Source organism: Stenotrophomonas sp. JAG2 (genome assembly GCF_041080745.1).
Classification (GTDB): domain Bacteria; phylum Pseudomonadota; class Gammaproteobacteria; order Xanthomonadales; family Xanthomonadaceae; genus Stenotrophomonas; species Stenotrophomonas maltophilia_AA.
Map to the genome: position 1 here is coordinate 31,079 of NZ_JBEUMH010000002.1, position 25,205 is coordinate 56,283.

The following is a 25,205-nucleotide window of genomic DNA, read 5'->3' on the forward strand; positions in this document are numbered from 1 at the left end:
CGGTCTTCAGGAAGGCGGAAGCCCTCGAGCGCGGCTGCGAACCAATGATGATGAGCGTAATCTTAGATGTCAATGGTTTGATGATGCACGTAATCTAAGTGTGGTAAAGTGCCTTACTTCGCAGCACAGCGTTGCAGGGCATCGTTCATGAAGGTCACCAAGGCACAGGCGCAGGCCAACCGGGCGCACATTGTCGAAACCGCCTCCACGCTGTTCCGGGAGCGGGGATACGATGGCGTGGGCGTGGCAGACCTGATGGGGGCCGCAGGCTTTACCCATGGCGGCTTCTACAAGCACTTCGCCTCCAAGACCGACCTGATGGCTGAAGCTGCCACCTGTGGTTTTGAGGCATCCGCCGAGGCCTTGGCCGAGACCGATCTGCGTGCGTTCCTGACCTGTTACCTGTCCCGTGAACACCGGGATGCGCCGGGGCAGGGCTGCACGATGGCGGCACTGTGCACGGACGCCGCGCGTCAGCCGGCGTCGGTCAAGGCTGCGTTCGCAACCGGCATCGAAGCGCGGCTGGCAGCGGGAGCAGGTCCCGAGGGTCACGTGGATGCCGCTGCTGCTGAGCGCAGCCGTGCGCGGCGGATCGCCCTGATTGCGCAGGCGGTGGGCGCGGTGGTGTTGTCGCGGTCCTGCCCGGATGATGCGGCGCTGGCCGACGAGATTCTGGACGCCTGTCGGGACGACATACTGGCGCGGTTGCCGGATGCACCTGTGGCCTGAGGCTGTCCTTCGGCGCTGAGTACCGTTGCGGTCACCACGGCAACAGGCTGGGGTCAACCCATACCCGATCGGTCACCGTTTGCCCGGTTCACTCCGCGGCGCTACCCTTGGCCCATGTCCATTTCACCCTCCGCAGCGCTCGACGCCGGGCGCGGCCCCGCCGAGCACGATGTGCGCACGCAGATCATCGAGGCGGCCACCGCGCACTTCAGCCACTACGGCTACGACAAGACCACGGTGTCCGACCTGGCCAAGGCCATCGGTTTCTCCAAGGCCTACATCTACAAGTTCTTTGCCTCGAAACAAGCCATCGGGGAGGTCATCTGCGCCAATTGCCTCGGGCAGATAGAAAGCGAGGTCCATGCCGCCTTGAACGGCGTTCAAGCGCCGCCTGAAAGGCTTCGTGTTCTGTTCACCGTCATCGTGGAGGCCAGTCTTCGCCTGTTCCTCCAGGATCGCCGGCTCTATGAAATTGCGGTGGCGGCCGCGACCGATCACTGGCCCTCGACCCAGGCCTATCAAGGCCGCATCCGGCAGCTTGTCGAAGAGATCCTGGCAGCTGGTCGCGCCTCCGGCGCATTTGAGAACTCAACGCCGCTGGAAGAGACCAGCCGCGCGGTCTACCAGGTGCTGGTGCCGTATCTGAACCCGGTGACGCTTCCCCACCTGTCGGTCTGGCATGAGGAAGCGCCTACCGCGCTGCAGGACCTGGTGCTTAGAAGTCTGTCCCCGCTACGGTAGTGACTATTGACGTAAATGGTCACTAGGAACAGAATGCGTCCGGATACCCCACTCCGGAAGTCTGTATGCGGCGCCGTTTTGTGTTCACAGCCATCTCCTGTGTTGTTCCGTTGTTCCTTGCAGCCTGCGGAACGTCGGATGACATCGACCCCCGGACTGCGCCGCCCATCGTCCGGGTTGCCACCGTGCAACCGGGCGCGGGAAACGCGCGCACATTCACCGGCACGATCGCGGCAAGGGTGCAGAGCGATCTGGCATTCCGTGTGGGAGGCAAGCTTACTGAGCGCCTCGTCGAGACGGGTCAGACGGTCAAGCGCGGCGATGTGCTCTACCGGATGGACCCCAACGATCTGAACCTGGCCGCGGCCGCCCAGCAGCAGGCCGTCATCGCGGCGCGTGCGCAGAGCGTGCAGGCCACGGCCGACGAAGCGCGGTATCGCGATCTGGCGGCCCAGGGCGTCGTGTCACGATCGTCTTACGACCAGATCAAAGCGGCGGCCGACGCGGCGGCCGCACAGCTCGGAGCGGCCGAATCCCAGGCTCGGGTTGCGCGCAATGCCAGCCAGTACACAGCGCTTGTTGCCGATGCCGACGGGGTGGTCATGACCATCAATGCCGAGCCGGGTCAGGTCGTGGCGGCGGGGCAGGTGGTTGCCCGGCTTGCCCGTGCGGGGAGCCGAGAGGCGGTCGTCCAACTGCCGGAAACGCTTCGTCCCGTGATCGGCTCGGTCGCCTTGGCGTCTTCGTTCGGGGGAAACGGCAGGATTCCCGCGCGGTTGCGCGTGCTCTCTGAATCGGCAGACGCCGCAACCCGGACCTTCGAAGCCCGTTACACGTTGGAAGAGGGCAGTGCCCCACTGCCGCTGGGTTCGACTGTGGCGGTCGAGCTTGCAGGCTCGGCACCTGCCGGCGTCCCGGCTGGTTTTGAGGTTCCGCTGGGCGCGTTGTTCGATCCCGGCACCGGAACCGGCGTATGGGTGATCAGCGGTGAGCCGCTCAAAGCCAGCTGGACGCCGGTCGCCGTCAAGCAGCTGGGCGACGATCAGGCCTTGGTCGAGGGCAGGTTGAAGGCCTCGGATCGCGTGGCGGCGCTTGGCGCACACCTGCTGCGGGAAGGGCAGGTGGTTCGTCTGGCTGACACGGCCAAGAGCACCGCTGCAGATGGGGCCCATCAGTGAGTGGGTTCAACCTGTCCGCGCTTGCGGTGCGCGAGCGCGCCATCACGGTCTTTCTGATCTTTCTGATTTCCGTTGCCGGCATCGTGTCGTTCTTCCAGCTCGGCCGCGCGGAGGACCCCGCGTTCACCGTCAAGGTCATGACCATCGTGACGGCCTGGCCAGGTGCCACGCCGACGGAAATGCAGGACCAGGTCGCCGAGAAGCTTGAAAAGCGCCTGCAGGAGCTGCGCTGGTATGACCGCAGCGAAACCTACACGCGGCCTGGCTTGTCCTTCACCACGCTGACATTGCAGGACGGTACGCCGCCTTCAGCCGTGCGGGAGGAGTTCTACCAGGCGCGCAAGAAGATGGCCGACGAAGCGGCGAACCTGCCGGCAGGCGTGATCGGCCCGATGGTCAACGACGAATACGCGGATGTCACCTTCGCTCTGTTCGCACTGAAGGCGAAGGGTGAGCCGTTCCGGGTGCTTGCACGCGACGCCGAAACCCTGCGTCAGCGTTTGCTGCACGTTCCTGGCGTGAAGAAGGTCAATATCATCGGTGAGCAGCCCGAGCGCATCTATGTGGAGCTTTCGCACGAACGCCTGTCGAACCTTGGCATCACACCACAGCAGGTGTTTGGGGCGCTCAACGGACAGAATGCCCTGACGCCCGCAGGCTCGGTCGAGGCCATGGGACCGCAGATCTTCATCCGCCTGGATGGGGCGCTGGACCAGCTGGAGAAGATCCGCGATACGCCGGTCATTGCGCAGGGTAAGACGCTGAAACTGCGGGACATTGCGACCGTCAAGCGGGGTTATGAGGATCCGTCGACCTTCATGATCCGCAACGGCGGCGAGCCGGCGATGCTGCTCGGGATCGTCATGCGTGACGGCTGGAACGGCCTGGATCTCGGCGCCTCACTCGACGCGGAGGTCAAGAAGATCAATGCGGGCCTCCCCGTAGGGATGGCGCTGGACAAGGTCACCGATCAGGCGGTGAACATCAGTGCCTCGGTCGACGAGTTCATGATGAAGTTCTTCGCCGCGCTGCTGGTGGTGATGCTGGTGTGCTTTGTCAGCATGGGCTGGCGGGTGGGGGTCGTGGTCGCTGCGGCGGTGCCGCTGACGCTGGCTGCCGTGTTCATGGTCATGGCCGCAACCGGCAAGAATTTCGACCGCATCACGTTAGGCTCGCTGATCCTGGCGCTTGGCCTGCTGGTGGACGACGCGATCATCGCCATTGAAATGATGGTGGTGAAGATGGAGGAGGGCTACAGCCGGGTCAAGGCATCGGCCTACGCGTGGAGCCATACGGCAGCGCCGATGCTGGCCGGCACCCTGGTGACTGCGGTGGGCTTCATGCCCAATGGCTTTGCCCGGTCCACTGCGGGCGAATACACCAGCAACATGTTCTGGATCGTGGGCATCGCGCTGATCGTGTCGTGGGTGGTCGCGGTGTTCTTTACGCCTTACCTGGGTGTGAAGCTTCTCCCTGAACTCAAGACCGTCGAAGGCGGGCACAGCAGTCTCTACGACACGCCGCGCTACAACCGCTTCCGATCGGTCCTGGCGCGCGTGATTGCGCGCAAGTGGCTTGCCGCAGGCTCGGTGATCGCACTGTTCGTGCTCTCGGTAGTGGGCATGGGGCTGGTGAAAAAGCAGTTCTTCCCCATCTCTGACCGTCCGGAGGTGTTGGTCGAAGTGCAGATGCCCTACGGCACGGCCATCGAACAGACCAGCCTGGCGACCCAGAAGGTCGAGAAGTGGCTCTCGGCGCAGGAAGAAGCGAAGATCGTCACGGCTTACGTTGGTCAGGGCGCGCCCCGGTTCTATCTCGCCATCTCGCCGGAACTGCCGGACCCGGCGTTTGCCAAGATCGTGGTGCGCACCGACAGCCAGGAACAGCGTGATGCCTTGAAAGCCAAGCTTCGCCGAGCGGTGGCGGAGGGCTTGGCGCCCGAGGCGCGTGTGCGGGTGACACAACTGGTGTTCGGGCCTTACTCGCCTTACCCAGTGGCGTATCGGGTCAGTGGTCCGGATCCGGACGTCGTCCGTGGCATTGCGGCCAAGGTCGAGCAGACCCTGCACGCCAGCCCGATGATGCGCACGGTCAACACCGATTGGGGCGTGCGCACGCCGACGCTGCACTTCATGCTGGATCAAGACCGCCTGCAAGCGATGGGCATGACGTCGGCCTCTGTCTCGCAGCAGTTGCAGTTCTTCCTGAGCGGGGTGCCCGTCACGGCTGTTCGTGAGGACATCCGCAGCGTCGAGGTTGTCGCTCGATCCGGCGGGGACACACGCCTGGATCCTGCCCGGATTGCGGACTTCACCCTGGTCGGTGCGGCTGGCCAGCGCGTGCCGCTGTCCCAGATCGGCACAGTGGAGGTCCGGATGGAAGAGCCGGTGCTGCGCCGTCGTGATCGGGTGCCCACCATCACCGTGCGCGGTGACATTGACGATGCGTTGCAGCCGCCGGACGTATCCGCAGCGATCAGCAGGCAGCTTGAGCCACTCATTGCTTCGCTGCCCGAGGGCTACGCCATTGCCCAGGCAGGTTCCATTGAGGAATCGGGCAAGGCCATGAGCGCCATGCTGCCGTTATTCCCGATCATGCTGGCGGTGACCCTGCTGATCATCATCCTGCAGGTGCGGTCCATCTCGGCGATGATCATGGTGTTCATGACCAGCCCGTTGGGGCTGATTGGCGTGGTGCCAACGCTGCTGCTGTTCCAGCAGCCGTTCGGCATCAATGCACTGGTTGGATTGATCGCGTTGTCGGGGATCCTGATGCGCAACACGCTCATCCTCATCGGTCAGATCCATGAGAACGAACAAGCAGGGATGGAGACCTTCCACGCCATCATCGAGGCGACGGTTCACCGCGCGCGTCCAGTGATCCTGACCTCCCTGGCGGCGGTGCTTGCCTTCATCCCGCTGACCCATTCGGTGTTCTGGGGAACGCTTGCCTACACGTTGATCGGCGGCACCATCGCCGGCACCGTGATGACGCTGGTGTTCCTCCCGGCGATGTATGCCATCTGGTTCAAGGTCCGAGCGGAAAAGACCCCCGTTGCCTGACATTGGCCCGGACCTCTTTTATATGGAAAGTGATTCATGAGCATTGCTGACAAAGACCGCATCGTGGTGACCGGAATGGGCGTGGTCAGCCCACTCGGCTGCGGGGTTGAAACCGTCTGGTCGCGCCTCTTGGCCGGGCGCTCCGGGATCGGGGCGCTGGGTGCCGATCTTGCGGCGGGGACCGGCTGCGAAGTCGGCGGCCGCGTGCCCGACTGCGTTCAAGACCCGGAGGCGGGTTTTGATTCGACCGGCGTCATCGCGCCGAAAGATCTCAAGAAGATGGACCGGTTCGTTGAGTTTGCGCTGGTCGCCGCGCATGAAGCGCTTGCGCAGGCGGGTTGGCATGATGCCGATGAGCGCGGGCTGCTGCGAACGGCGACCGTGATTGCCACGGGCATCGGCGGGTTTGGATCGATCGTCAATGCGGTCCACACCACCGAAAGCCGTGGGCCTGGCCGGCTGTCGCCCTTCACTGCGCCGACTTTTTTGGCCAACATGGCGGCAGGGCAGGCATCGATACGTTACGGGTTCAAAGGCCCGCAAGGCGCACCCGTGACGGCGTGCGCAGCGGGTGTCCAGGCCATCGGTGATGCCGCACGGCTGATCAGGTCCGGTGAGGCGGACATCGCGCTGTGCGGTGGGGCGGAAGCGGCGATGCACCGGGTCAGCCTGGGTGGCTTCGCGGCGGCCAAGGCGCTGAGCACCTCCTTCAATGCCACACCCCAGGCAGCCTCTCGCCCGTTTGATGAGCAGCGGGACGGATTCGTCATGTCCGAAGGCGCAGGGTTGCTGGTGATCGAGCGCCTGAACCACGCCTTGGCGCGCGGCGCCAAGCCGCTTGCCGAGCTGGTTGGCTACGGCACGACCTCCGATGCCTACCATCTGACAGCCGGGCCCGACGACGGCAGCGGGGCGCGGCGGGCGATGGAGATCGCGCTGGCACAGGCAGGCATTACGCCGGCGCAGGTCGATCACATCAACGCGCATGCCACGTCGACCCAGGTGGGCGACCGTGCAGAACTCGCGGCGATGCGTGCGCTGTTCGGTACCCGACCCGATCTTCTGATTTCCGCCACCAAGTCCAGCACCGGGCATCTGCTGGGGGCGGCGGGGGGCATCGAGGCAATCTTCACCGTGCTCGCGTTGCGTGATCAGGTCGCGCCCGCGACGCTCAATCTGATTCGTCGGGATCCATTGGCGGAAGGACTGACGATCGTCGGCGGCGTGCCGCGGAAGGCGGACATCGCGTTCGCCCTGACCAATGGATTTGGCTTCGGCGGAGTGAATGCCAGCGCGCTGTTCGGGCGACTGTGAACACTGCGGCCTCAACCGGCGGCGCAAGCAAGACCACGCTGCGTTGGGAGCGGGCGAGGGCGCGTAGCCGAAGGAGCATCCTTGATGCCGCCGCCACCGTGTTTGCGGAGGAGGGCTTTGAGCGTGCGACGATGAAGCGCATCGCAGAGGCCTGTGGTATCACGAAGGTCACCCTCTACGCGCACTTCCGTGACAAGGAGCGTCTTTACAGGACGGTCATGGACGGCCACCTCGCATCGATGCCCTCAGGGACGCTGGATATGCATGGGGTTGCCGATCTTGGCGAGGCGTTGAAGCGTATCGCTGACGGCATCGGCAGATTGGCGGCGGACGCTTCGTGTCAGGCGTTCTGCCGGTCGTTGTCGCGCTCTGGCGCCGCAAGTGACGTCTACAGAGACCAGTGGAACGCGATGCTGGAACCGTATCTGACGCTTGCAGACGATGTCTTTTTGAAGGCTTCCGCACGCCCGACCAATGCCGCTGACAGCGAGAATTTTCTGAGGCTGTTGCTCACGGAGCACGGCTTGCCTCAGGGGCCCAGGCGTGTCTCCAGGAGCGATGCAACCGTCGCGCTGTTTCTTCGGGCCTATGCGGGGCCTCAGCGGCGCAGGTAGCTGGCCAGTTTGAGGACGGTGGCTGCCCTGGATGCTTGGAGCAATCGTAAAGCCGTGGTCTTTCGGGAGTCGATGCCGGCGACCGCTTCCTGTACCACGATCGTTTCATACTCCCTGGCGTTGCCATCGAAACACGTGGCCGTAATACAGGACTCGGCCGTCATTCCGACAGCGACGAGCTCCCTCACGCCAAGCTTGGCAAGCAGCACGGCGAGTGGGGTGGCGAGGAAGGCCGAGTGCTTGGGTTTGAGCACGAAGTAGTCGCCGTGCTCCGGTTGCAGGATTTTCGCGATCGCCGATGACGCGCCCTCCGTGGACAGGCAGAGCCTCACCAACTCTTTGAAATCCATCTGCCAGTTGGCGAAATTGTCATTGGCGTAGATGACCGGATGGCCGCGCTCGCGGAAATGCCTCGCGAGCCTTGCGATGTGCCGAGCTGCTTCCAGAGCACCGGGCTTCACTTGGGCGGCTTCCGGGAAGTCGAACAACGTGAACATATCGATGATCACGAGCGCGGGGTTGGGAATACTCATGGCTCTCCTCCCACCTCAATCGTCCGTCTGGTCGTAAGGCGTCGGCAGCGGCTCGATCATGCAGTGCAGGAGCGGCGGTGCATGCCGCTCCTGGATCAGCTGCCGAATCCGGGGCGACGGGCCTCAAGCGGCCTTTGCCGCCTGGGCATTCCCACCCGACTTGGCCAGGATCGTCAGCTTCTCATCGGTTGCCTTTTCTTCTTCGAGGGTTTCAAGGAGAAGCGGCAGCGCGTCCTTGTAGCCCAGCTGCTTGGCAAGCGCTGCGATCGTGCCGTAGGACGCTATCTCGTAGTGTTCGACCTTCTGGGCGCCGCCGATAAGAGCCGCATCGCGCACCGGCCCCTCTTCGATGCTGTCGATGGCTTCCTTCCCTTCCTCAACCAGCCCTTCCATGGCGGCACACTTGATGCGCTTGAGACGGATGCCGAGCAATTCGACCACCTGGTCGATGCGCTCGATCTGGCCCTGGGTCTCTTCCAGATGGGTTTCAAAGGCGGCGGCCAGGTCCGGGTTGGCGGCTGCGCGCGCAAGGCGGGGCAGCGCCTTGGTCAGCTGCTTCTCCGCGCTGTAAATGTCCGACAGTTCGTGGATGAACAGGTCTTCAGCGGTCTTGATCGCCATGATGGTCCTCCAGGTTGGTGGCGGGTGGAGCGCTGAAGCTAGGGGCTCTTCCGTTAGGTTCGTGCGCAGAGCTGTGAAGGCCTGCTACACGCCTGCCATGTCTTCTGCGCACGGCATGCAGACCTGTTCACAGCCGCCCTACGGTCGAAGGGCTAGAACCAGGCTGGGCGAGTGGGACGTTCAGGAGAAGCCGTAATGCATCGAACCGTAGTATGTATCGCTGTCATCTTCGATCTGTCTGCGTGCGGGGGCGGGAACACAGAGTCCAGCGTCCAAGCACCCGGGGCTGAAGAAACCGCGAAGACCAAAGCGCTTGAGACCGGGGCCGCCGTGTTGCAGGACCGTCCGCCGGTCGATGCCATCAACGCCTATCTGGACGGGTTCCATTTCTACTCAGGGTTAGAGTCAGCGGAGCGCAGCACCATGGGATAGCGTGCAGCCGCGTCCAATACCTTGCGCTGCAGGTTCGGCATGCCCGTGAGAATAGAGGCCTGCATGGCTGCTAGGACGAACATCCCATTGACGTTCATTAGTGCGTCCACGACTAGCTGCATCGGATAGCCATCCTGGTGCCGGCGCAAAGGATGGATGCCCGCATGGGTGTACGAGTTCAGGGCTTTCCAGTTGTAAGCCATGAATTCCCTCAGCGGCGTCACCGCATTGGGCGGAGCTTTCTTGCCCAGTTCCTCAACCATCACGGAGACGTTGGGCAGGTTCTTGGCCGCCCGTTCGGTATCTAGCGTCAGTTCCGTGACCAGCTTAGCCAGTTGACCATCGGTAGCGGCATAGAGCGTCCAGATGGCCCGCACCACGGCCTCAAATTGAGCCCGGTGGATCACTAGGGCGGAGGGCAACAAGCCGGTATGCAGGAGTGCACGGGCACTGTCGCCATGCTCCATGGACAGGGAACACAGAAGGTCACTTACATGGATGCGCTGGCTGTCATCGAAGAGCGGCCTATCGATCACCTTGATCAGGTCGTGGGCCAAGGCATTGGATTGCTCAAACAGGTTGTCGAAGTCCATGAATCCCCCAGTTGGCTGCATGATGCCGGGCTGGAAGCCAAGGGGTCAAACCGACTCACGGAAAGGTAATGGCGAGGGCGCCAGCGCCCAGAGTCAATCCAGGCTGGCGATGACAGCAAAGGCGATGGACCAGCGCGTATGCGCTTCTTGCTCGCCCACTAGCCGTACGATCGACCAGTGGCGTGTCCGGGACGCTGGCTTTGCAGTGGTGATGGCTGACCGTGATGGGGCAGGCGCGGACTCCGCCCTGGCCACCACCTTGATCACCGATAGCTTCACGATCCACCGGCTAGGTGATCTGGTGATTCTAGTGCCCAATGACATGGACTACATTCCCGCCATCAATGGGCTTCGTCAGCGGGTATTGGGGTCTGCGCGGCCTTCTGGTCCAAGGGCTTGAGCTACAAGTTGGCTAGAGCGGCCACCGAGGTAGTGATCTTGGATGGCCACTTGCAGACCCTGATTACGATGGGGTGCTAAAGCTATCCACGCCTCCGGCCGATTGATATAGCGATCCACTACCCAAGGAAAGGACGGTCATGACCGAAGAAGTGAGTACAACACCGCTTGAGAAGATGCGCTGGGAGAAAAAGCTTGAGGAGCTTTTTCGGAATGGGGTGCGATTGTCACGGCTCAGGTTGATGCTAATGCCGGAAGAAGTTCAGCATTATGGGAAGGTGTGGCTGGAGGCAACAGAGGCTGCGCTCGCCTCCGATAATTTCCTTCGGGCTTTGACATCTGCATTGGATGAGAGGGAGGATGCTCCGGCCCTGGCGAAGGCGCTCCGCACTGAGGTTGATGCGGTTATCGCGTTGCAGCGTGATGCTCTCAGAGTCATTGGCTCCTCTCGGCCTAACGCGCTTAATGGCAGGAAGGAATGGCTTCGCCGCTGGATTGGACCAGGGAAGCTAGCAGGCAACGCCACGCACTCAATTTCTGGAAGCTTCCGTGAGGCGTTGGGCGACCTGTTGCCAGGTTGGGCAAAAGGCACTCTGAAGGTGGGCGAGGAAGTCTGGGAAATCTACGGCAAGAAGTAGAAGAAAGTCGTCCAGCAGCCCTGATCGACTGATCGGTGCTGCAGGACTACGTCTTGGTTACCCATTCCAAAGGCTCTACATATTCTGCGTAGATTATCAGCCGCGCCAGGAAGCACTCCAAGCCCCCCCCCTTGAGCCAAGATGGATTGGTGATGATACGGTCAGTAGAGGCTTCAGATATGGTTCAAAGACTGTTCTTGGGCGGGAGCGGACATCGGACGGAGCAGGGGATTAGGAAGATTTATCGTGGGTAGGGAAGGTTCGCTTTCGATCCAAAGCGGAGGTCGCGCTCAGCATTGGTTTCCGCTTCTCGAAGTCGAATCGATCTAGCTTCGTTGGAGTTTTTGATGCAGCACGAAGAAATGCGCTGGAGCGTAGGGTGATAACAAGAAGTATTTTGCACTTGGCCAAAAGCCCTGGTCCATACTGTCGTGAGCGCTTAGTTTAGGCTGTTCACTGCTTAGGGCATTGCTGAGAGTGGTATGGAGGGCTACACAAATGCCCCAGGTGACTTTTTGCGGTATTTTGTGGTTTCATGGGGGATGCTTGTTTGTTAGCCGAACAGGTCCGGCAGGTCGCTGCAACTGTGGAACATAGCAACCCACGACGAAGGCAGCATGGTCGACACCAGGAAAGCTCGTGGTGGGTCGAATCGCTGCACTTTGCGAACGTTGAGGATGGTCCGAAGAGCAACTGGCGGTCGCACGTCACACAGCAAGGATTGAGCAAGAGCTTCAGGCGCTGAAGCTCCTTGGCTAATCGCCAGAAGTACGGTGCTGGGCAGAACTGATGAGCAGAACACGGTTGGCTTTCGACAACCCGTTGTAGGACGCAGTCTGGAGCAGGTATGCAAAAGCACGGCGACTCCCTCTTGCTCAGCGCCTCCGACCTGATGGGGCATCTCAATTGCGAGCACCTAACAGGATTGGACATTGCTGTTGCCAACGGCACATTGGCCAAGCCCGCGAGTTGGGATCCCCTGCTGGAACTGCTCTGGGAGCGCGGCGCCCAACACGAGCATGGCTTTGTGGAGCACTTGTCCGCCCAGGGTCTCGCCGTAACGGTCATCGAGGGATTCGGCGCCGAGGATGACTCCATCGCAGGAACGCTTGCGGCCATGCGGGCGGGCGATGCGGTCATCGTGCAAGGGGCGTTCCGGGTGAACGGCTGGGTTGGGCGCACGGACGTCCTGCGTCGTGTCGACACGCCGAGTGATCTGGGGCCGTGGTCGTATGAGGTAATCGACACCAAGCTGGCGAGAGAAACCAAAGCCGGCACCGTCCTGCAACTGTGCTTGTATACCGCACTGGTTGAAGCGACGCAGGGACATCGACCGGAACACTGCTACGTTGTAGCGCCGTGGACCGGCTATGAACCGCAGGTCTATCGCATGGATGATTACGCCGCCTACTACCGCCGTGTTCGTCACGCCCTGGAGTCGGCGATCGCACCCGGTGGATCGGGCGACGCCTATCCCGAACCGAAGGAACATTGTGACATTTGCCGTTGGCGCGTTCGCTGCGACGAGCGCCGCCGTGCCGATGACCACCTGTCCTTGGTCGCGGGCATCACGAAAGTCCAGATCGATGAACTAGCAGCGCACGGCATCGCCACGTTGGCCGATTTGGCCATCATGCCCATTCCCTTGGCGTGGAAGCCGACGCGAGGCTCGGTGCAGGCCTATGAGCGCGTTCGGGAGCAAGCGCGGATCCAGCTTGCCGGACGTCACGTCGGCGCCATCCAACATGAATTGCTGGCGGTTGCCGCCGGCTTCGGACTCGCGACCCTCCCGGAGCCCTCGTCAGGTGATGTCTTCCTAGACTTGGAAGGGGATCCGTTCGCCGGCGAGGATGGGTTGGAATACCTGTTCGGCTATGCCTATACGGACGCGGACGGTAATGCCGTCAATGTCGCGGACTGGGCGCTGACTCGCGAGGAAGAAAAGCAGGTCTTCGAACGGTTCGTAGATTTTGTGATTGAGCGATTGAAGGTTTACCCCGATCTGCACATCTACCACTTCGCGCCATATGAGCCGGCCGCATTGAAGCGACTGATGGGGCGGTACGCGACTCGAGAGACCGAAATCGACTCACTGCTGCGATCGCGGTGCATGGTCGACTTGTATGCCGTCGTTCGCCAATGCCTGCGTGCCAGCGTGGAGAGCTACTCGATCAAGAAGCTCGAGCCGCTCTACGAGTTCACACGGACCACGCCGCTGGCGGAGGCGAACAAAGCCTTGGCGAAAGTCCAAGCGGGCCTCGAACTGGGCGACCTCGCACTGATAGACGTCGACGCGCGCGAGACAGTCGCTCGCTACAACCGCGACGATTGCGAGTCCACCCGTGGGCTGCGCCATTGGCTGGAGGCCCAACGCGCCGGGCTTGTCGCGCAGGGCGTGGCAGTCCCTCGGCCGGCGCCAGTAGAGGCCGCGGCTAGCGAGGCCCTCAACGACTGGCAGCTCAAGATTTCGGACCTGATTGCGCGACTGACGGTGGACGTGCCGGTGGACCCGGCGGAACGAACGCCGGAAGAGCATGCGCGATGGCTCCTGGCGCATACGTTGGACTTCCATCGGCGAGAGCAGAAGGCCGTCTGGTGGGAATACTTCCGCCTCTCGGCTCTCGCCGCCGATGAGCTGGTCGATGAGCGTGCCGGTTTGTCGGGCCTGACTTTTGTCGGCCCGCAAGGTGGAACGGCCAAGGCACCAATCCATCGCTATGCCTTCCCACCGCAGGAAACCGAAATGCGCGGCTCGGAAGACTTGCACAATCTGGGCGGCGCGAAGCTTGGCGCCGTGCACGCAATCTCACTGGACGAGCGGTGGATTGACATCAAGAAGCGTATGGACAGCGCAGCCCTGCACCCGGAGGCAGTGTTCAGCCACAAGGTCATCAACGCCGATGTCCTGGCGGACGCGCTCGTGCGGATTGGCGAGTCGGTCGCGGCGAGCGGCTTGGAGGGCTCTGGCGACTACCTCGCCGCCCGCGACCTGCTGTTACGCATCGGTCCCCGCGTGTGCGGCGAGGCACTTCAGCGCGAAGGTGAAGCCTCTCTCGATGCGGCCTGCCGGGTTGCGCTGGCCTTGGAAGGCGGCGTGCTACCGATTCAAGGGCCGCCGGGTTCGGGTAAGACGTTCACCGGCGCCCGCATGATTTGCGCGCTCGTTCGAGCGGGAAAAAAGGTTGGTATCTGCGCCACCAGCCACAAGGTCATTCGCAACTTGCTAGACGAAGTCGTCAAGGCTTCCGCGGAGCAGGGGATCGACGTGGTCTGCATCCAGAAGCCATCGGAGCCCGAGCCCGATCAGCCCAAACTTCGTTTCGCCAAGAGCAACTCGGATTTGTTCGCCGCCCTAGCGGCGGGTGCGCAGGTTGCGGGCGGGACGGCTTGGCTGTGGGCTTCGCCGGAAGCGATGCGGGTGGTCGATGTCCTGTTCGTCGATGAAGCGGCGCAGATGTCACTGGCTAATGTTCTTGCGATTTCGCAAGCGGCGGCACAGCTGGTCTTGCTCGGTGATCCGCAGCAGCTTGACCAGCCCATGCAGGGCAGCCATCCCGAGGGTACCGACGTATCCGCGCTGCATCACGTGCTGGGCGAAGAACAGACGCTGCCCGCCGAGCGCGGTCTGTTCCTGGCCGAAACGTGGCGTCTGCATCCGGAGATTTGTCAGTTCACGTCGGAGATGTTCTACGCCAACCGGCTGCATCCTCGCGCCGGCTTAGAGCGGCAGGCCATCGTGTCCACGAGTCGGGTCAGCAGGTCTGGCCTTCGCTTTCTGGCAGTCCCGACCCGCGGCAACCAAAACGCCTCGCCCGAAGAAGCCGAGGCCGTGCGTCAGCTCGTGGTCGAGGTCTTGGCCAGCGGCGCGACCTGGACAAATGATCAAGGCGTGCCGGCAGTGGTGACGCTACAGGACATTCTGATCATCGCGCCTTATAACGCGCAGGTCTTTGAATTGGCCGAGCGGGTTCCGGGCGCGAGAATCGGCACCGTCGACAAATTTCAAGGTCAACAGGCGCCCATCGTCATCTACTCAATGACGACATCCAGCTATGCCGATGCGCCACGCGGCATGGAATTCCTCTACAGCCTCAATCGGCTGAACGTGGCGACCTCTCGTGCAAAGTGCGTGTGCGTCCTTGTTGCATCGCCTTCGGTCTTCGAAGTCCGCTGCCGTACGCCTCGTCAGATGCAACTGGCCAATGCCTTCTGCCGATACCTTGAATTGGCCGCTCCGGTAAAGGCCGTCCCATGAGCAGACACGTCGAGATTGCCTCTGACGCTCCAGCCCGCGAAGGGGCCGGTCAGGTACTGGCACATGCATCAATGCTCGCTTTGTCCTTGGGACGACGGAGAGGCAAGATCGATGCCGGCACCAGCTTCAGCAGCCGGCTGTCGGTTTTCCTAATTGTTGTCATCCAGACTAGGCCAAGAGAATCAGTAGGTTGGCGGAGCCTCCACTGATGAGCAGCCCTAGGTAGTCGCCGAGCTGCAGTGAAATGACACGATCTTGGCAAATATTGCCGGGAACTGACACGATCTAGGGTCGGCAACTATGTACAGATTTGGGCAAATCCGCAGTGACCTGGGTACCGCCGCATCTTGCCCTTGGGACAACGGACCGGCGAGGATTTAGTTGCAGTAGCCTCGACTCGCCATAGCACATCGGGCAGGGGCGCACGACCGCTCAAACAAGGGACGCAGAGGCGCAAAGCTCTAATCTAGGGTGACGCTGTGCGCTTCTCTGCGAAGAGAGAGCTTCGTTCTTCTACTCGTGTGCGTGCTTACTGGATCACGTGCTGCCTCTGCGCGAACACCCCTTGATCGCTCAGTAGGACTGGGAAGCTAGGCAGCCTCCGTGGTGCCAAATCATGTTTATTGGCGACCAAATATAGTTTAAAAGCTATATGTGTCAAAGGCTTGCGGTTGAAAGCTCCGGCATGCCCGTGATATGACTCTTTTAACTCTCAATGACGGGCTAAAAGAGCATGAGCTGAGGCAACAGGTCCCCTGCCAGAACGAAGAATGGCTCGGGTAGCAGCCCGAGCCATTCAGATAAATCGGTTGACGTCCGATTAAGTTCAGGCTCCCACTTTTCTACCCCGTCGTCAAGAGGGAAGGGCACCTATTGTCTCCGTTCGGGAGACGCGGCAATGGCAGTAGCGACTCGCGCTAAAAGACCGTCCCCTGATTTCATCATCAGAGCGGGCGAGTTGGCGTTGTTCGAAGGCAGAGTGGTGAAGATCGTAGGCGTGCACTCGCAAGAGAAGATCCAGTTGAGATTTGTGGACACGTCCGAGTATTTGTGGACGAGTGCAATGCTCCTTCGTCCAGTCCGATCGGAAATAAATGAAGGCGAACTTCGCGATGTGCTCAGCGTGGATCCTGAGCAGGAAAAGAGTGCTAGGAGGTGGACCGCGGTTTTTTCGGAAGCGGCGAAATGTTGCGGCGGCAGACTGACTCAAGATCGATGTAGGGAGATTGCCGCCCGTATGGATGTGTCCACGCGCACCGTGAATAGACGATGGTCGCGGTACCTAAACAACCCCATCCCAGGTGCTCTACTGCCCGGGTTGCCAGGGCCCAGTCCAGGCTCTCGCCGGCTGCGGCCGGTTGTCGAGAGCATCATCAACAAGGCGATCGATGAGCTCTACCTTGTACGTGAGCCGGCGACTGTCTCGTCTGTAATTGAGTACTGCAGCTCGCTGGCTCGGAGCTCAGGAGTGAAAGCCCCGAGCGGCAAGGCGGTGCGCGAACGCATACGTTGCAGAGACCCTCTGGCGTTGGCAAAAAAGAGACTTGGATACCATCAGGCGGTTGCTCAGCAATCCCCTTCGGTCCGCGGGCTGAGTCCAACCTCGGCCTTAGAAATGGTTCAGATCGACCACGCACTGATCGACCTCATTGTCGTCTCCCCGCTAACACGTCAGCCGATCGGCCGACCGTGGATAACAGTGGCAATTGATGTGTACACGCGCTGCGTGCTTGGCTATTACTTGAGCTTTGACACGCCAAATCAGACTTCAGTTGCCCTTGCATTGGAACGCGCGTGCTTCCCAAAGCACTCGTGGCTACGAAGCCTTGACTTGACTGTGAGCTATCCGATCTTCGGAAAGATGCGAAGCATCCACTGGGACAATGCGAAGACATTTCAGGCCAAGGAGATCAAGGCCCAGTGCGCTAGGTACGGGATCCATATCCAGGAGAGGCCGGTCCGCAGTCCTCATTACGGCGCATACGTTGAGCGTTATATCGGCACGATGATGGGTGCTGTGCATTTGTTGCCCGGAACCACCTTCTCAAACTCCAAAGCCAGGGGGGACTACCAGTCTGAGAAGCGGGCGGTGATGTCTCTCGTTGAGCTCGAAAGGTGGCTCGCCCTTGAGGTTGCCGGGGGGTATCACAACAGACCACATAAAGGCCTAGAGGGGCGGACGCCACTTCAGGTGTGGAAGGACGCTTGGACGGATGCTTCCGGAGCGGAGGTTATCCCGCCGATCATCGGCGACGCCCGCGACTTTGTTCTCGGATTCTTGCCATCCGTGCAACGCCGAGTGGGCCGGGAAGGGGTGAGTGTCCACGGGTTGCACTACTGGGATCCCGCACTTACACCGCTTATCAATGGACACATCGATCATCGTGTTCACTTTGATCAACGAGATCTGACGAAGGTCTATCTTCATTTCGGTAGCGACTACATCGATGTTCCACTGAAGGACAGGTCGCGCCCCCCTTTCTCTTTGTGGGAGCTGCGCGAGATTCGCGCTCATCTTAAAGCCGCAGGCCGGAGGGCCTCAGCCGAGAGCGAGCTGTTCGAGGCGATGGAACAACAGAGAGAGATCCATAAAGCGGCTGCGGCGAAGTCAAAAGCAGCAAGAAGAAAGATCGCCAGGATTCCTGACGCGCCCGCGGTTCCGGCTCAGACAGTGGACTACACCGAAGCTGTCGAGCCTCTGAGCGTTAGCGAAGGAGTGGTGAAATGAAGCTACGTTCAGTTGTCGCGCAGGCCGAAGCCAGTGCAGACGGTGAGATCAGTGCCGGAACCCTGCTCGCACAGCATAGTCTGGTTCCCTTTGTTCCTCACCCGGCGGCGGTTCGAGTTCTTAGGGCGCTGAGCTGGCTTCGGCGCAATGCGGCGGGGTTGGATCGGCCCAAGTGCCTCCACTTGGCGGCCGAGTCGGGGATGGGAAAATCGAGGCTCCTTAGGTACTACATGTCACAAATGGCCGCGGAGAGCGCTGCGTCAGGATTGCGTCGGCGTGAGGTCATTCTTGTCGAAGCTCCGTTCGATGGTCACCATCGAAAGCTCGCCCGCGCGATCATTGACGCGTGTTTGCCTGGGTATCCCGTCAATCGTACAAGTAGCGCGTACGACGTCGCACTGATGTTGATGGATTCGTCTGGGGTCAAGCAGATACTCATTGATGAAGCTGGCAATTTTCTCAACGCTGGTAGAGGGACTCAGCAGCAGACATTGGCGTTCCTCAAGGCAGTGTCGAATCGTGGCATGACCGTCTGCATTGCTACGACTCGCAACATGGTAAATGTGCTAGCTGCGGATGAGCAGCTTCAATCTCGGTTTAATAGGGCAAATCTTCCTGCGTGGAAGGAGTCAAGGGAATTCCGGCAGTTCCTGGCCGGCCTCGAACAAGCGATAGCGCTTCCCTCGCCGTCTCATCTCGATAGCATGGCGGTTGTAAAGTGGCTCCTCGTCAACGATTGCAGCACCACGGCCAGGCTGGTCGAGTTGATTGTCTCTGCAGCGGCTATCGCTAAGCGGGAGGGACTTCCGTGTCTTACGTTGCAGGCTCTGGAGCGCGCGCAAAGCCTGGCTATTGAGGGGGGAGGGGTCGGCCATGAAGCTCAGTGACCTCCCCATTCACTTGCCGGCGTTTCCTGGTGAGAGCGTCCATTCTTGGCTCGACGCCACGCGGCGAGAGCTTTCTCTGAGTGAAGCGGAGTGGTGGAGATGGTGCAATTGCCAGAACGTAGAGCATGAGCGCCCGGGCAGTGGCCGCATGTGGCAGGGTTTGCCCCCGGCGATCGGGGACATCACATCTATTCCCCCAAGTTGGCGGATCGGGGTCGAATGGCGCCGCCGCTTCTGCCCGTCCTGTTTCACTGAAGCTAAGGGCGGGACCAGACACCCGACCTTGGTGGATTGGCTGGATGCCAGGGCCATTGCATGCTCAGAGCACCGCTTACTGCTATGCGAGAACGTGCCCTCTCCTGTAATAGGTCTGGAGGTACACAATGAGGTGAAACTTCTTTACGACTGGCTTCAGGCGTGGCGCACGGGGGGTCTTGATCGATCCAGAGACTTGCTGGCCAGGGATCTCGTCATTGCTTCCACAAGGAACTGGGGGTGTCAGCACGACGGGATTGCCAGTTGCGAGCTTATTTGGGTTGTGGCGGAGATGGGATGGCCAGCGCCCCGCCAATACCACTCCTATCGGCCAGGCTGTCCTTCTCGAGTTGGGCAGCTAGCGTCCATTGAGCGTGCCGCTGCGCTTCTGGGGGCCTTCCGTGCTTGGAGTTCGCTGTGGGGCGAGCAGATGGACAAGCTACCGAGGTGGCCACTACCCGCCTGGATGTGGCTACAGCGTCGGTGTGGGGAGAGGGGGCAGTCGTCACACTACCGCCAGCTGCGCAGTATTGTCTCCTCGTACGGGAAGGTCGTAAGGCGCAAAGATAGGTTCTGAGTACGGCAGCATTGGGAGGCGGGGGCGTCATGCCCGCCTCCTCACTTTGGAATGGGCTTGCGGCTCGTGTGGGTCTTCAATTGCACCCCGTGAGCGTCCAAGAAATCTCCCATTGCACTCCTGCGCTGTAAGACCAGAGAGGGGATCTCCAACTGCAGCCGTCTAGCAACGGATACCGCGTAGTTCACCTGGGCATCCGTCGGGGGTCTCAGGTCCCAGTCCAGGCAATCGGCGATAGTTGGCGCCACTCGCCTGCTTAGACGCGCAGCAAAGGCGTCGCGCTCTGCCCCCTGCGCTAGTCTTCTCCATTGCTCTTCCAGTGCTGCCAGGACCCCTGAAGGGGCATCAAGGACAAGCAACATGTCGCTCTCTGGATTGATGAGGAGCAGTGCCATGGCGCAGCCGGGGTGTGATACATATAAGTAGTCTACCTTTGAGGTGGTAGCTATAGAAGTAGCCCGTGGCCAATCCTGCATTCCATGCAGGACGAGACTTTCGCTACCCAAATTGGCTCCGCCATACGTTCACGCCGTACTGAGCTCGGCCTCAGTCAGGAGCGATTCGCCGACGGCATTGCTATGCATCGCGCGTACTACAGCTCTATTGAAAGGGGGGAGAAGAACATCACCCTCGCAACGTTGGTGAGGCTTGCCGAAGGGTTAGGCGTCAAGCCGTCCTTCCTCTTGGGTAGCGCAGGGTACTGACCGCACGGGGACTGCTCCCGGGCGCGCCTGAATACACTTTCCTGACCCGGAAGAGGGCAGGTCTCCGCCACAGGGCGTGCTCTGGGTCAACGGTCCAGCCCTGGGCAGCCTGGGTGCGTTAGAGATTGCACGCGGACTTGAGCTGGTCACCATGCCATCGGGTGTACCGCGACAGGTAATCCTCGGGTCGTGGGCGCATTCCGGCGCGAATGCGCAGCAACGTGGGCTATACCAATGCGTCCAGACAGGCAGGTGTCAGATGTAGAAGAGGGCAACATCAGCGCGTGCTGCTATCCCTTGGGCTCTCAGTAAAAGTGTCGTAGCGACACGTCGGCAGTCTTCTGAGGCTGCAGCCGCGTAGTGCTCGCCGGTCGCATCCGCAGAAAGGAAAGGTCGTTCTACGGCGCTGAGCCGGCACTTGAGGAGAAGGTGATTAGGGATCGTTATCAGGGGTAGGGCGGAGGTCCGCTTCTGGCCGGAAGCAGACATGCGGTCGCCGCAGGTGACTAGGGTTCTTTATCAGCGGTAGGGCGGTCGCGTTTAGTCTCTGAATGGCGTGTAGCAGCCGGTTGGCACCGTGGAAATCAGTAAACATACTGGCGAGTAACCGGCAGTTGTGCGGATGCGCGTGGCAGAAGGCAAAAATAGACTCGATGCTCCCAAGTGGAGCTCGACATGTCGTCTACGCCGATGTGTATGGCAAAGGGGACGGGGGATGTCCGGGGCGCTCTCGAGAGGTGTTGCGGCTGACCGCGTTGGCATCCGCCTGCTTCATGAGCTACGCAACCTTTGCGGCCCCGCCTCCAGACCATGGGTTGGAACCCTTGCCCACGCTGCCCGACACCTTCACCAACGGCGATGGCACGGTTCTTTCGCTGGAGGGCGGGTGGCCCTTCGCCCTGGGTTCGGGTGACACCGCGGAAGATCTGACCGGTTGGAGAATCGAACCCCAGGCGCAGGTGATCTGGCAGCGCGTGGACGTCGACGACCTGGTCGATGACATCGCGCGCGTACGCTACAGCGACGGCGTTTCCACGGTCGGCCGGTTGGGCATCCGGCTCAATCGCATCGGCAGTGGCCAGGGCCGCAACGGCGGGCCCAGGGCCAGCGACGCGTGGCTTCGCCTGAACGCGTGGCACGAGTTCAACGGATCACCCAGGACAGAGTTCTCCAGCGCAACGGGGTATGTGCCTTTTACGGCCGAGCAAGGTGGGCATGCGTTGGAACTGGTGACGATGATGGGCAAGGCAGGACAGGAAAGGCGGGGCCAAGCCCCAAGGCGCAGCACCTGGTCGTCTGCGCGAATGGCGCAAGGGGTGATCGACGCCCAGCCAAGCCAGGATACCGATGGACCGTTGCAGATCAACGCGCACAGTGCTTAGCAGCGTCGGCCGAATCGGCGTAAGTGCGTCAATGGCTGCAATGCTGACTATGCTGCATCCAAGGACTTCAACTGCGCGGTCAACAGGCGAGTCAGGCTGCGGCGTGCAAAGTACCCCTGCAACTGTCGGGCCTTGATGGTTCTTGCTCTCAGGCGAGCCTGGCCACCCTCGCGATGCTCAATGCGATAGCAACGTGACGCCCCGCACAGCTCTGCCTGGCTCGCGGTGACCGTCACCACGGTCACTTCCAGGCTGGTGAAGGCAACCTCCGCGGCGATGTCGGGGTTCTCAGTGCTGGCGCGTTCGATCAAGGTCCGGAATCGCCCCAAGTCTCGTTCGCCGCCGCTGCTGAGCGCTCCGACATTGGTTGCACGGCGGACATCATCTTCGTCCCCGGGAACAGCTTGACTCCACCGCTCGGTGCGTTCGGGAATGACTGCTCGTACGACCTTGCCACTTGGCTCAATCAGGTCGATGACCACATCGAGCAAGTACACCGGTTCCAATCCCAAATTGGTCACGAAGCAGTGCGCATCCAGGTCCTTGCCCGCGCCCGAGGTGATCAGGATGGACGGTCGCTGCTGGCGTCGGTAACTGCGAAGGAAAAAACCCAGATAAACGACCCATATCAACGCTGTCACGCATGTCATGGCTGCGGTTATAAGGGGCGCGAAATGAAGCAGGTTCTGTAGCACGTTGAGGTTGATCCCATCGCTTCGATGCGTGTAAGCAGGCGGATGCCAATACTCGCGTTTGAGCCGCTTTCATCTTGTGAAGCGTTCAGCACCTGCGGTTAGGGCCTGCGGGCACGCGCAGCTGAATTAGCTCCGTTTCCTGCTCAGGGGCATCCTGCAGCGCATGACACTTCAGCTTCACCCGCGCTGTGCAGAAGGACGCGCACCTTCAGGTAGGTGTCATCCATCTGGCCTCGAATTTTGACGTAGCCTTGGCACGGGCTGCGCATACTTTCCGTCCATTGCTCTGGAGGAGAACGGCAGTGGGCAACTCATCACAAATTTTGTCGACTCCGAAGGTCCTGAGGCTCGAGGTGATGCCGCTGGACTTCGGCGAAGCTGCGGTGGTGGTGGAGCTGAAGTCTGAGCCGCCTAAGCGTTGGCTTAAGGCGCTCAAGCGCGAAATGTCCGACACGGAAGGGCTTGAGTCTGCCTCTGCCAAGTTCGACGGTTGCTTTGTCTACGTTCTGGGACTGGAACCGAGCATCGGAGACGCTGCCCGCCGAGTCAGCCGACTGCTTGCCGCAGTTCAGGAAAGGCTGGTGCCGGGCAATGGCAATTCTCCGGAGACGGAGATGGCTACAGCACGCCTTCCGACCCCATCAAATGCTGGCCTGGCTGCCCGCGTGATCAGCGGTGCCTGAAGGAATAGATGCAACGCTGGGCCCGCGGCCTACTCGCGCGGACGGACTGCTGAGCAAATGAACTGTTTAACTACGTGGCGATTTCGTTCGAGGACTTGGATAGGTTTCAACGGACGCATAACCCAAGCTCCGATAGCCTCATCGTCAGCATCAATGCCGATGCTGTCAATGGAGAACTGACATGGGCAACCAGAATCAGCAGGGTCAGCAGAACCAGCAGGACCAGAAGGGTCAGCAGGAGCGGGACAACCAGGGTCAGCAGCAACAGGATCAGGATCAGAAGCGGGAGCGCTCCGGCCAGCAGGGCAGCCAGGACGAAGAGGAATAAGCAGCTGCCAATCGCCCGGACCTGAATACCAGGATGGCCCGGCTCGATGTCGGGCCATCGTCATTGTTGGGGCCGTAACGCAAAAGAGCAGCCGCGCCTGCCTTCAGTGGAGGGCGCGCACGCCCGCGATCGCTCTTCAGTCTTTCGATGCCCTTCGTTCAAACCGCATGCATTCGGCGGGAATGAGTCATCCTAAGTCCCAAGGCGGCGCAGGTAGCTCGCAAGCTTGAGAACGGTCGCTGCCTTGGACTCTTCAAGCAATCGGAGTGCCGTGGTCTTTCGAGAGCCGATGCCGGCAACCGCTTCCTGCACCACGATCGTGTCGTATTCCCTGGCGTTGCCATCGAAACATGTGGCCGTGATACACGACTCCGCCGTCATTCCTGCAACGAGGAGCTCCCTTACGCCAAGCTTGGCAAGCAGCACGGCCAGTGGGGTGGCGAGAAATGCGGAGTGCTTGGGTTTGAGCACGAAATAGTCACCGTGTTCCGGTTCCAGAATCTTCGCGATCGCCGATGACTCACCCTCGGTGGCCAAGCACAGCCTCACCAACTCCTTGAAATCCATCTGCCAGTTGGCGAAGTTGTCGTTGGCGTAGATGACCGGATAGCCGAGCGCCCGGAAGCGCTGGGCGAGCGTCGCGATGTGCCGAGCGGCTTCCAGCGCCTTCGGCTTCACCTGGCCGGCTTCTGGGAAGTCGAACAACGTAAACATGTCGATGATCAGGAGCGCTGGGCTGGGTGTATTCATAGCTGCTCTTGCCCCTCAATCGCCCGTTTGGCTGTGAGGCGCCGCCAGCGGTTTGGACTGCGGTGAGTCCTTCTGACGAAGGAATATGGTCAGGATAACCAAGGCAAGCACGGCCAAGAACTCACTCTGCCAGTTCTGGAAGGATTCGAACCAGAAGCTGCTGCTCCACAGGTGTTCCCAGCAGGTGGGAGCGGGCAATCCCTTCGCGAGCTGCTCATCGACCTCCGCACGCCAGCTGCCAGCAAGATGCAGCGAGAAGCTCAGCAGGAACAACGCCGTGAATGCGATCGCCAAGGAGTGACCGTAAAGCATTTTCCAAATCCCGCCTCTCCGAACGGCCCAAGGCATGGGACCCGGCTCAACTCGCTCTTGCTCCTGCGCATCATCCAGTGGGCGCGATTCGGCCGAACCCTTCTGGCGGAGGCTGACGGTCAGCAGGACATACATGCCCATCTGAAGGAACTCGCTTTCCCAGTTCTCGAAGGTTGCGCTGACGAAATGGCCGCTATGCAGGTAGTCAAATAGGCTCAGTGCAGCGCGGTGCGCTTCAGCGAGTTCCTCGTTGTGGGTCAAAAAGCCAGTCCATATCTGGCCTCCCAAGAACACCAGGAGAAAAGCCAGAAGCACGATCGATAAACCGTTTCTCTTCCACATGCCCACACGGCCTACAGTTGAACGAACGTCTCGACAGTAGTCTTGCGACCAGCGAATTGCAGTGAAGGAGCGGCGATCTACGCCGCTCCCCGGTTCAGCCACTAAGTCCTGGCTTTTTGCCTAACGTGTTTCCTTGCCCAAAGTTGGGCTGAGTTTTTCCATCGCGCTCGCCCGCGCCTTCGGGCTCTCCCTCTCCCGATTTACCGCCCTTTCCATGTCCATGCTGGTTGTAGCCAGCGTTCTCGGTGGCACGGTTGGCGGCGCCTTCATCCGCATCAGGCGGCTTGGCAGGAACGAACGGCGAAATCGGGTCACTCGCGGGGAACGTCTCCTCCAAGGCCTCTTCGTGGTTCCTGTCCGTCCGGGTCTTCCGGTGATGCTCCTCAGCCGGTGTTTCGCTGCGGGCCTTCTGCCCGGGCACAGGGAGATCTTTCTCGTCTCTGCTCATAACCA

The 25,205-nt window shown here is 61.0% G+C and carries 21 protein-coding genes; 14 read left to right on the forward strand and 7 right to left on the reverse strand.

The annotated features are described in order from the left end of the window. Positions 1-147 precede the first annotated feature (147 nt). The 6 genes from AB9O74_RS02355 to AB9O74_RS02380 all read left to right on the forward strand — a co-directional run bounded on the left by AB9O74_RS02355 (position 148) and on the right by AB9O74_RS02380 (position 7,638). Positions 148-729, forward strand: a complete 582-nt coding sequence (locus AB9O74_RS02355) for a TetR/AcrR family transcriptional regulator (RefSeq protein ID WP_179458932.1) — start codon at positions 148-150, stop codon at positions 727-729. A gap of 114 nt (positions 730-843) precedes the next feature. Next, the gene (locus AB9O74_RS02360) at positions 844-1,470 is read left to right on the forward strand and encodes a TetR/AcrR family transcriptional regulator (RefSeq protein ID WP_369348267.1); all 627 of its coding nucleotides are present in this window, start codon (positions 844-846) and stop codon (positions 1,468-1,470) included. Between the two features lie 65 nt (positions 1,471-1,535). After that, a complete protein-coding gene (locus AB9O74_RS02365) occupies positions 1,536-2,648 on the forward strand; it encodes an efflux RND transporter periplasmic adaptor subunit (RefSeq protein ID WP_369348268.1) in 1,113 nt (370 codons plus the stop codon). Beyond that, positions 2,645-5,710, forward strand: coding sequence for an efflux RND transporter permease subunit (locus tag AB9O74_RS02370; RefSeq protein WP_369348269.1), 3,066 nt, complete (start codon positions 2,645-2,647; stop codon positions 5,708-5,710). Before AB9O74_RS02365 ends, AB9O74_RS02370 begins: the two co-directional genes overlap by 4 nt. A gap of 36 nt (positions 5,711-5,746) precedes the next feature. Beyond that, a complete protein-coding gene (gene fabF, locus AB9O74_RS02375; protein WP_369348270.1) occupies positions 5,747-7,024 on the forward strand; it encodes a beta-ketoacyl-ACP synthase II in 1,278 nt (425 codons plus the stop codon). Further along, on the forward strand, positions 7,021-7,638 hold the full coding sequence (locus AB9O74_RS02380) for a TetR/AcrR family transcriptional regulator (protein ID WP_369348271.1): 618 nt from the start codon (positions 7,021-7,023) through the stop codon (positions 7,636-7,638). The genes fabF and AB9O74_RS02380 overlap by 4 nt, the downstream gene beginning before the upstream one ends. Here AB9O74_RS02380 and AB9O74_RS02385 read toward each other — a convergent pair. The 3 genes from AB9O74_RS02385 to AB9O74_RS02395 all read right to left on the reverse strand — a co-directional run bounded on the left by AB9O74_RS02385 (position 7,623) and on the right by AB9O74_RS02395 (position 9,817). After that, positions 7,623-8,171, reverse strand: coding sequence for a cysteine hydrolase family protein (locus AB9O74_RS02385; protein WP_369348272.1), 549 nt, complete (start codon positions 8,169-8,171; stop codon positions 7,623-7,625). The genes AB9O74_RS02380 and AB9O74_RS02385 overlap by 16 nt on opposite strands. A 123-nt stretch (positions 8,172-8,294) precedes the next feature. Beyond that, positions 8,295-8,792 (reverse strand): ferritin-like domain-containing protein, encoded by a 498-nt coding sequence (locus tag AB9O74_RS02390; protein WP_176988952.1) that lies wholly within the window; start codon positions 8,790-8,792, stop codon positions 8,295-8,297. A 389-nt stretch (positions 8,793-9,181) separates the two neighbouring features. Further along, complete coding sequence (locus AB9O74_RS02395; RefSeq protein WP_369348273.1) at positions 9,182-9,817, reverse strand: hypothetical protein; 636 nt, start codon at positions 9,815-9,817, stop codon at positions 9,182-9,184. A 539-nt stretch (positions 9,818-10,356) separates the two neighbouring features. On the opposite strand from AB9O74_RS02395, the gene AB9O74_RS02400 reads away from it, so the two are divergent. From AB9O74_RS02400 to AB9O74_RS02425, 6 genes are all read left to right on the forward strand, one after another. Beyond that, entirely contained in the window at positions 10,357-10,854 is a 498-nt protein-coding gene (locus AB9O74_RS02400) for a hypothetical protein (protein ID WP_369348274.1), read from the forward strand. 847 nt (positions 10,855-11,701) lie between these two features. Next, positions 11,702-15,109 (forward strand): TM0106 family RecB-like putative nuclease, encoded by a 3,408-nt coding sequence (locus tag AB9O74_RS02405; RefSeq protein ID WP_369348275.1) that lies wholly within the window; start codon positions 11,702-11,704, stop codon positions 15,107-15,109. A gap of 1,468 nt (positions 15,110-16,577) precedes the next feature. After that, positions 16,578-17,837 carry a Mu transposase C-terminal domain-containing protein gene (locus AB9O74_RS02410; protein ID WP_369348276.1) on the forward strand — a complete coding sequence of 420 codons (1,260 nt, stop codon included), beginning with the start codon at positions 16,578-16,580 and terminating at the stop codon, positions 17,835-17,837. Further along, entirely contained in the window at positions 17,834-18,724 is an 891-nt protein-coding gene (locus AB9O74_RS02415) for a TniB family NTP-binding protein (protein ID WP_369348277.1), read from the forward strand. Before AB9O74_RS02410 ends, AB9O74_RS02415 begins: the two co-directional genes overlap by 4 nt. 1,311 nt (positions 18,725-20,035) lie before the next feature. Further along, on the forward strand, positions 20,036-20,260 hold the full coding sequence (locus AB9O74_RS02420; protein ID WP_282261726.1) for a helix-turn-helix domain-containing protein: 225 nt from the start codon (positions 20,036-20,038) through the stop codon (positions 20,258-20,260). Positions 20,261-21,033: 773 nt separating this feature from the next. Next, complete coding sequence (locus AB9O74_RS02425; protein WP_313210995.1) at positions 21,034-21,642, forward strand: autotransporter outer membrane beta-barrel domain-containing protein; 609 nt, start codon at positions 21,034-21,036, stop codon at positions 21,640-21,642. Positions 21,643-21,689: 47 nt separating this feature from the next. Here the strand turns inward: AB9O74_RS02425 and AB9O74_RS02430 are convergent, their stop codons facing one another. Further along, the gene (locus AB9O74_RS02430; RefSeq protein WP_282261722.1) at positions 21,690-22,337 is read right to left on the reverse strand and encodes a hypothetical protein; all 648 of its coding nucleotides are present in this window, start codon (positions 22,335-22,337) and stop codon (positions 21,690-21,692) included. 302 nt (positions 22,338-22,639) lie between these two features. On the opposite strand from AB9O74_RS02430, the gene AB9O74_RS02435 reads away from it, so the two are divergent. Both AB9O74_RS02435 and AB9O74_RS02440 read left to right on the forward strand, forming a co-directional pair. Further along, positions 22,640-23,020 (forward strand): hypothetical protein, encoded by a 381-nt coding sequence (locus tag AB9O74_RS02435; RefSeq protein WP_282261720.1) that lies wholly within the window; start codon positions 22,640-22,642, stop codon positions 23,018-23,020. Between the two features lie 181 nt (positions 23,021-23,201). Beyond that, a complete protein-coding gene (locus tag AB9O74_RS02440; RefSeq protein ID WP_282261718.1) occupies positions 23,202-23,348 on the forward strand; it encodes a hypothetical protein in 147 nt (48 codons plus the stop codon). Between the two features lie 192 nt (positions 23,349-23,540). On the opposite strand, the gene AB9O74_RS02445 is transcribed toward AB9O74_RS02440, so the two are convergent. The 3 genes from AB9O74_RS02445 to AB9O74_RS02455 all read right to left on the reverse strand — a co-directional run bounded on the left by AB9O74_RS02445 (position 23,541) and on the right by AB9O74_RS02455 (position 25,200). Continuing rightward, positions 23,541-24,098: a cysteine hydrolase family protein gene (locus AB9O74_RS02445; protein WP_369348278.1), complete on the reverse strand. Its 558-nt coding sequence runs from the start codon at positions 24,096-24,098 to the stop codon at positions 23,541-23,543. A 15-nt stretch (positions 24,099-24,113) separates the two neighbouring features. Further along, positions 24,114-24,752, reverse strand: a complete 639-nt coding sequence (locus AB9O74_RS02450) for a DUF6766 family protein (RefSeq protein WP_369348279.1) — start codon at positions 24,750-24,752, stop codon at positions 24,114-24,116. Positions 24,753-24,846: 94 nt separating this feature from the next. After that, positions 24,847-25,200: a hypothetical protein gene (locus tag AB9O74_RS02455; RefSeq protein WP_369348280.1), complete on the reverse strand. Its 354-nt coding sequence runs from the start codon at positions 25,198-25,200 to the stop codon at positions 24,847-24,849. Positions 25,201-25,205: the final 5 nt, after the last annotated feature.